Source organism: Kribbella yunnanensis, assembly GCF_039529655.1.
Lineage (GTDB): Bacteria > Actinomycetota > Actinomycetes > Propionibacteriales > Kribbellaceae > Kribbella > Kribbella yunnanensis.
Map to the genome: position 1 here is coordinate 19269 of NZ_BAAANF010000005.1, position 8024 is coordinate 27292.

The 8024-nt window shown below is 67.5% G+C and carries 5 protein-coding genes; 3 read left to right on the forward strand and 2 right to left on the reverse strand.

The annotated features are described in order from the left end of the window. Window positions 1-187 precede the first annotated feature (187 nt). The 3 genes from ABD231_RS08855 to ABD231_RS08865 are packed head-to-tail and all read left to right on the forward strand — an operon-like array spanning window position 188 to window position 6299. Window positions 188-769 carry a sigma-70 family RNA polymerase sigma factor gene (locus ABD231_RS08855; RefSeq protein ID WP_344147904.1) on the forward strand — a complete coding sequence of 194 codons (582 nt, stop codon included), beginning with the start codon at window positions 188-190 and terminating at the stop codon, window positions 767-769. Beyond that, on the forward strand, window positions 766-1812 hold the full coding sequence (locus ABD231_RS08860) for a hypothetical protein (protein WP_344147907.1): 1047 nt from the start codon (window positions 766-768) through the stop codon (window positions 1810-1812). The genes ABD231_RS08855 and ABD231_RS08860 overlap by 4 nt, the downstream gene beginning before the upstream one ends. Beyond that, window positions 1803-6299 (forward strand): FtsK/SpoIIIE domain-containing protein, encoded by a 4497-nt coding sequence (locus ABD231_RS08865; RefSeq protein WP_344147911.1) that lies wholly within the window; start codon window positions 1803-1805, stop codon window positions 6297-6299. Before ABD231_RS08860 ends, ABD231_RS08865 begins: the two co-directional genes overlap by 10 nt. Before the next feature lie 407 nt (window positions 6300-6706). Here the strand turns inward: ABD231_RS08865 and ABD231_RS08870 are convergent, their stop codons facing one another. Together ABD231_RS08870 and ABD231_RS08875 are read right to left on the reverse strand one after the other, a co-directional pair. Further along, complete coding sequence (locus ABD231_RS08870) at window positions 6707-7015, reverse strand: hypothetical protein (RefSeq protein ID WP_132409322.1); 309 nt, start codon at window positions 7013-7015, stop codon at window positions 6707-6709. A 29-nt stretch (window positions 7016-7044) separates the two neighbouring features. Then, window positions 7045-7941, reverse strand: coding sequence for a hypothetical protein (locus ABD231_RS08875; RefSeq protein ID WP_344147919.1), 897 nt, complete (start codon window positions 7939-7941; stop codon window positions 7045-7047). Window positions 7942-8024 lie beyond the last annotated feature (83 nt).

The window sequence follows — 8024 nt, forward strand, 5'->3', positions numbered from 1 at the left end:
AGCTCATACCCACAAGGGTTTTCGGGCACTGTCACCCGGCAGGATCACCCCAGCACAGCCGTCCCGTCAAACGCTGGCGAGTCTGTGATACCGGTCACCGCGCAGAATCGACCGGTCGTCGCATGAGACCTCTTTGTTGCGAGCTGTTTACGCAGAGTTGTTGCGATGAGAGCGTTCTCAGTCTACGTTGGCGACTGATCTGGGGGGTCCTCCACCGAAGCCGCCACGAGGGAGATCCATCATCGACGAGTGCGCGCGCCGGACCATCGTCATCGACCTGTGTCTGGCCGAACGAGACAGCCTGCGCAGGTATGTGACGAGCATCCTGGGCCGTGACAGTCATGCGGTCGAGGACGTCGTTCAGGAAACCTTGTTACGAGCCTGGCAATTGGCCGAGCGGATCGACTGGCACGACCGTCCGGTCCGGATGTGGTTGTTCCGGGTCGCCCGCAACCTGGTCATCGACCTGCACCGCCGCGACGGCCGCGCCGTACCGGTCGGATTGGACGCTCCGGATTTCGAGACCGACCGGCAGCCCGACGAGGTGCAGCAGGTGATCGACCGCCGGGTGCTGGTCGAGGTCCTGCGCCGGTTGTCGCCTGCGCACCGTGAGGTCGTGGCCCGGATCCACCTGCTCGGGCACCCTGGCGAAGAGGTCGCGGCCGTGCTCGGCGTCCCGCTCGGGACGGTGAAATCAAGGGCCCACAACGCTGTTCGGCAGATCCGCGCCGAGCTCAGCCGCGGAGATTGGGCCGGAGCTGCTGCATGACAGGGTTCGGTAGCAGTGGCGTGCGCGCCTTCCTCGGGTACGTCGGGGTGGCGCTGCTCGTCATCATCCTGGTCAACCTGCTGGTCCGGAAGCTGGGTGGCTGGAAGCGGTTGGGGCGCTGGATCTCTCGCGAGACCCGCCGAACCGTGCACGCGTTCACCGAACCGATCGCAGCTCGCCGACGCTACCGCCGCCGACTCAGCCTGCTGACACAGGTGCTGCGGGACCAGACTGCCTGGGACGCGGCCGAGCAAGTGATTGTTGCCGCGGCCAACCTTGTTCCCGGAACCGCGCCGTACGCCGTCGCCATCACCCGCAAGCGAGTCGGCGTACTGGTCGCCGGCCCCGAGGCGGAGGTCGACCTGCCCGCGCCATGGCAGCACGACGACCAAGACCCGCGGTTGTGGTGGATCGACCGCGACAGCCTGCCCGAGCCGACCGCCCGCCTGACCGAGACGCCGCTGCTGGTCTGTCTCGGCACCGACAGCAGCGGCAGCGCCGTACTGATGATCGACGTTCTGTCCGGACCACGCACCCTGTCCGTGTACGGCGTGGACCGGATCGCCCGCCCGGTCGTCCAGGCGATCGCCGCCCAGCTCGACGTTCGGCTGCCGGTCGGGGCGATTGAAGTTGCCGACGGCATCCATTCGCGTCATGACGGTCTGCCGCTCGCCGAGGCATTGGTCCGGCTCGGCGCCTGGTTCGTGGTCGGTGCCGAACCGCTGCAAGGGCCGCTCCCAGCCGGCCGCCGCCTACTCAGCCTCGGCCCTGCTCGCGGCAGCTGCCGGTTGGTCGAGGCGCTGCCCGACCAAACCCTGCGACTGCACGGCGCGGCTGAGTGGCTCCGGATCGATCCGTTGCCGTTGGCAAGGGCTGTCGCGCGCTCGATCCGCCGACTGCCACCACACGACTTCGGGACCGAGACTGCCGCGCTCGCGAATGAGCCGCTCGATGATCTCGACGACCTGAGCCTGCCGGAGGGCCCGATCGGCGTCTCGGCCACCGCTGGCGAGCCCGCTCGGAAGGCTGCCTCATGGAGCTGAACCTCACCACCGTCGAAGCCCGCTCCGGTGAGCGCTCCGACCGGATCGTCCGCGTCCCACGCGGCCTGTCGGTCGCAGGTCTGGCCGAGGGACTCGGCAAACCCGGTACGCCGCTCTTTCTCGGCCGCAGACTGCTTGACCCGACAGCGCCGCTGGCCGGTTCCGGCGTTCGGACCGGCGGTGTCCTCGGGCTGGGTGGGCCGATCGACGTACCGGATCTGCTGCAGGGGCGCCCGACTGGTCCAGCGCCGGTCGTGGTCGAGTTGCACGCGGTCTCCGGTCCGGAGGCTGGTCGGGTGTGGCGGGTCGGACCGGGCAGCCACGAAATCGGTGCGGATCCGCTCTGCACGATCCAGCTGACCGGGAACGACGTACCGCAGGGTGGTCTGTGGGTGACCGTCGGGCCGGCCGGTGAGGCGTTCTGGCATCGCACCGACGACCTGACCGGAGCGGTGGCGAGCCGGCAGATCGGCCCGCCGGAGGACGACGCCGCGACCACGGCGATCCGGGTCGAGGACGACGAGCATGCCGGTGACCCGGCCAAGTCGCAGCGGGTGGTCGATCCTGGCCACGCCGCCGTCGGCGAGGTTCGTGCGTGGCAACCGGATGAGGACCTCGCAGCTGGCACGGTGCTGCTGCGGTGCAGTGGCGCGCTCGAGCCGCAGGCCGCGGTTCGGCTGGCCGACGACGGCTACACCTTGGACTACAACCGGCCGCCGCGGTTGGCGCCGCATCTGGACGACGAGAAGATCCGGCTGCCAACGCCGCCGGCGCCGCCGCAGAAGCGGCCGTTCCCGTGGCCGGTCGTGATGGCTCCGGTGGTGCTCGGCCTTGTGATGGTCGGCCTGTTCAACTCCTACTACTTCCTCGTCTTCACGATGCTCAGCCCAATGATGATGGGCATGAACTTCTTCAGCGCGCGGAAGACCAATCGCGCTGATCACATCGAGGCTCGCCGCCGGTACTTCGCTCGGATGGCGGCTCTCGAGGAGGAGATCGAGGCCGCGGTCACGCGGGAGCGGTTGATCCGCAACCTGACCGCGCCCGATCCGGTTCGGATCGCGCAGTTGGCGACTCGACCGGGCAGCCGGCTGTGGGAGCGTCGCCGTACCGATCCGGACTATCTGCTGCTTCGGCTCGGTACTGCTGACCAGGCGTCGCTGAAAGAGGTCGACGACCAAGGTCGCGAGGAGAACCACCGGACGATCCGCTGGACCATCCCGGATGCGCCGATCGCGCTGCCGATGCGTCAGCACGGCGTTCTCGGGATCGCCGGTCCCGAGGCTACGATCCGCGGTGTCGCGCGATGGCTGGCGATCCAGGCCGCCGTACTGCATTCGCCGCAGGCGCTGAAGATCGTCGTACTGGCTGATGAAGAGACCGTCGACGACTGGAACTGGGTGCGGTGGTTGCCGCAGTTGCAGCCGGACAAGGCCGCAGCGGCAGTGCTCATCGCGAACGACGAATCGACGACGTACGCACGGATCAGTGAGCTGGTCGCGCAGGTCCAGGGCCGGCACCGCCGGATCGCGGCCGAAGGACAGTCGGCGCAGAACCGCCTGCCCGAGACCGAGATCGTGGTGATCGCCGACGGCTCGCGCCGGTTGCGCGACGTACCGGGGTTCATCCAGGTGCTGACCGAGGGCCCGGCGGTCGGCGTGTACTCGGTCTGTCTGGATCGCGACGAGCGCCTGCTGCCGGAGGAGTGCGGCGCGGTGATCGCGGCCGAGGAAGAGACGCTGACGATCCGCCGGCCGGGGATTCCCGATCAGGAGGATGTCCGTGCCGACCTGGTCACGCCGCAGTGGTGCGAGCAGATCGCGCGGGCGCTCGCGCCGGTGCGCGACATCAGCCCGGACCACGACGCGGGCCTGCCGAAGCTGGTCAAGCTGCTCGACGAACTGGAGCTCGAACCGCCCTCGGCCGCGCCGATCGTCGAGCGCTGGCGCCGCCGCCCGGCCAGTACGTCGTTCATCCTGGGGACCGACTTCGACGGCCGGTTCTCGGTCGACCTGGTGGCCGATGGGCCGCACGGTCTGATCGCCGGTACGACGGGATCCGGCAAGTCAGAGTTGTTGCAGACGATGGTCGCGTCGCTCGCGGTTGCGAACCGGCCGGACGAGCTGACGTTCGTCCTGGTCGACTACAAGGGCGGTAGCGCCTTCAAGGAATGCGCCGGGCTGCCGCACACGCTCGGGATGGTCACCGACCTCGACTCGCACCTGGTCGAGCGGGTGCTGGTGTCGCTGGACGCCGAGCTGCGTCGCCGGGAGCGGATCCTGGCGGCGGCCGACGCCAAGGACCTGATCGACTATCAGATGAAGCGGGCTGCCGATCCGTCGATCGCGCGGTTGCCGCGACTGTTGCTGGTGATCGACGAGTTCGCCGCGATGGTTGCCGAGATCCCCGACTTCGTCCCGGGCCTGATCAGCCTCGCGCAGCGCGGTCGATCGCTCGGGATCCACCTGATCCTGGCCACTCAGCGACCGGCTGGTGTCGTGACCGGTGATATCCGGGCGAACACCAACCTGCGGATCGCGCTGCGCGTCACCGACCAGTCCGAGAGCCAGGACGTCGTCGATGTGAACGAGGCGGCGTCGATCAGTACCGGGATTCCGGGGCGGGCGCTGATTCGCCGCGGGCCGCGACTTGCGGACCTGTTTCAGACCGCGTGGGTCGGCGGGGAGCGCAAGGAGGGCGTGGAGCCCACCGGGCCGGTCGATCCGGCTGGCGTTTCGGTGACCGAGCTGCCGTGGGAGTCGCTTGGGCGACCGATCGAGCGGGACGATGAGGCGGAGGTCGAGGAGTCCGCTCCGACGGTTCCGCTGACCGATCTGCATGTGCTGGTCGAGGCGGTGCGCGATGCGGCCGCCGAGTTGCCGGACTTCGCCGTACAGCCGAAGCCGTGGCAGCCCGCTTTGGGTGCCCAGCTGTTGCTGGAGGATCTGCCGGATACCAGCGAGACCGAGATGTTCGTGCCGTATGCGCTGGAGGACATCCCGGCGTTGCAGCAGCAGCGGGTTGCGGGGATCGACTTCGACAGCTTCGGCCATCTGTATGTGATCGGTGCGCCGCGGTCCGGGCGTACGCAGGTGCTGCGGACGATGGCGGCTTCGGCGGCCAAGACCTTGAGTGTTGCGGATGTGCATATCTACGGGATCGACGCGGCTGGTGGTGCGCTCGCGCCGCTTGAGACGCTGCCGCATTGTGGGGCGGTCGTTTCGCGGCACGACATGGAGCGGCTGACGCGCTTGCTGCGCCGGCTGAACCAGGAGCTGACCGAGCGTCAGGAGCTGGCCGGGCAGCACAACGCGACTGGGTTGAACGAGCTGCGTAAGGCGCTGCCGAAGGCGAAGCGGCCGGCGCATATCATGGTTCTGATCGACGGTTGGGACGCGCTGTCGACGATGCTCGACGATCACGACGGTGGCAACCTCTTCGGTGAGGTACTGCGTCTCCTCCGCGAAGGAGGCGGTCTGGGGATTCACCTGATTGCCACGTCGGAGCGGTCGCTGCTCGGTGGCCGGCTCTCGTCGCACAACGACCACAAACTCTTGCTGCGGCAGGCCGATCGGACCGACTACCAGGCGGCCGGTCTGCGGCTGGCGAAGGTACCGGCGATGATCGGGCCGGGTCGCGGCTGGCACGTGTTGACCGGCACGGAGACACAGGTCGCCGTACTGGCTGAAGGTGGCGGTTCGACTCAGGTGGAGGCGATCCGGTCGATTGCGGCTGAGGCGAAGAAGCGCGACTTCAAGGTCGCGGACGCGCGGCGGCCGTTCACGATCGCGGAGCTGCCGACGTCGGTCGAGTTTGCCGAAGCGTACGAGAAGGTCGACGCGGTGGACCGGCGACCGCAGTGGGGTCTGATCGGCCTCGGCGGCGATGAGGGCGGTGCGATCGGGGTCGACCTGGGCGGCGTCAGTTCGTCGTACGCCGTCCTTGGTTCACCGGGCTCGGGCCGCAGCAATGCGCTGTCGTGTCTGGCGGTTTCGCTGCTCGCCGCGGGGTCCTCGCTGATCGTCATCACTCCACGCGAGTCGCCGCTGCGGATGCTTCAACGACACCCGCAGGTCGTACTGATGCAGTCCGACCCCGCCGAGGACGTCCTGCGCGCCGCCCTCGAAGGGCTGCCCGGTCCGAAGGTCGTCGTGATCGACGACGCCGACCTGCTGATGACCGCCGCCGCCGACAAGATCCTGAAGGACATCGTCGTCTCCGGCCGCGACCAAGGCATCGGCCTGATCTTCGCCGCCACCACCGACGGCTTCCAGTCCGGCCTCAGCGGCTGGTCCTCGGCCGCCCGCCGAGCCCGGCGAGGATTGTTGCTCGAGGCCCGTTCCATGAGCGACGGCGAACTCATCGGCGTCCGCGTCGGCTCCAACATCACCCGAGCCACCCCCCGCCTAGGCCGAGGCTGGACCACCGGCCCCGCCTCCCAACCCCTCACCATCCAAGTCCCCCTAACCGTCCTCCGCCCCCAATAACCCCCCCGCGCCCCACCACCCCCCCAAAGGTGGGCGCGCTGCTCTTTGTGCGCTGCACGCAACTTTGAGAACCCACCGACCCTTCTGGCGGCCGCGAAATGGTCGGTGGCTACCCAAAGACGCCGTACGTGCACAAAGGTGGGTGGGCTGCTCTTTGGGCGGCCGGTACGGCGTTGGGCGCGGATCGGGGGCTGTGGGTGCGGGCGGTGGTTGAGGGGTGCTCAAGGTGCGCCACCGTGGTTGGTGGGTGCAGAAGGTGGGTGAACCCACCGAATGGGAGGTTCCCACCCCGGGATTCCGTGGGGGAACCTCCCAGGGGATGGGTGCACCCACCAAATGGGGCGGGCCGGGGCGTGCGGAAGGGGCTCCGGGCGGTGGGTGCCGGGAGCCCCTTGGGGTGCGGGGGGTTACTTGGCCTGGTTGAGGGAGTTGCTGATGCCTTGGTCGAAGTCTTCGGCGTTCTTCTTGATGCTGTTGAACATCTCGCGGAAGTCCTCGATGCCCTTGACCGCGGCCTTCAGGCTGGTGTCGAAGTTGTTGTAGGTGTTGCGGATGACCTCGCTGGACTGCTTGAACACCATGCCGTCGTCGACGAGCGTGTTGACCCGGGTCCGCAGGTTCTCCACCAGCGGGACGATCTGGTCGTGGGCGTTCTTCATCAGGTTGGTGACATCGACGATCTTGCCGTAGTCGAGGTTGATGCCGTCGTACGCCATTGCTGGTGGTCCTTTCGGGGGTGGGCGTGCTAGAAGATCGGGGTGTAGTAGTACGGGTCGTCCTCGACCGGTTTGGGCTTCTCGACCCAGTCGGCCGAGGTGCCGTCCTCGTTGTCCGGGCCGCGGGTGTACTCGGTCACGGTGCCGTCGGACTTGGTCGTGGTCTTGGTGCCACTGCCGTCACCGCCGAGGTTCGTCACGGTGGTGTCCTTCTTGCCGTCGGCGTCCGTGCTGGTCGCGGTCGACGTACTGCTCCCGTCGGTGTTGATCTTGGTCTCGTCGTGGACCTTCGACCCGTCGGGGTAGTCGCTGTCGGTGATCATCGTGTGCTTGTCATCGCTGTACGTCGTCACCGAGTGGTACGTCTTGCCGTCGTACGTGACCGTGGTTTCTTCCTTGATCACATTGCCCTTGTCGTCCAGGGTCAGATGCGTCTGGATGTTGCCGCGGTCGGTGGTGATGGTCTGGTCGAGCGGCGGGTGGTCACCGGGGTTGGTGGCGCTGCAGAAGTCCGGCTTCTTCTGGCCGGCCGGGAGGTTCTCGCACTCGCTCTTGTGGGCCTGGTAGTAGTCCCACTGCGACTTGTCCCGGTAGTAGTTCGACAGCGCCAGGTTGCTGTTGGTGACGTTCATGCCCTGGGCGATCTCGGCGTCGAACTGGAGGAACGCCTCACCGACCGAGCCGAACGAACCGGCCAGCTTCTTCAGGCCGTCCTCGGCCTTGGTCATCGTGCCCTGGGCGTTCGTGTGCAGCGCGGTGATCGCGGTGTCGATCTCGCTGCTGCCGAGGATGCTCGAACTGTCCTGCCCGGCCAGCGTGCTGAACAGGCTGTCGTTCAGCGTCGGCTTGATGTTGCCCGCCAGGTCCTCGAGGTCCTTCTTGGCGTCGTTGAGCAGGTTGTAGTTCATCTTGAGTTTGTCCGGCACGACCCCTCCTGACTTCTCGCTTCGTACTGACCACGCTGGAGTAGGCCTGCAGGTTCATTCAGATCCTGAATGAACTCATCAGC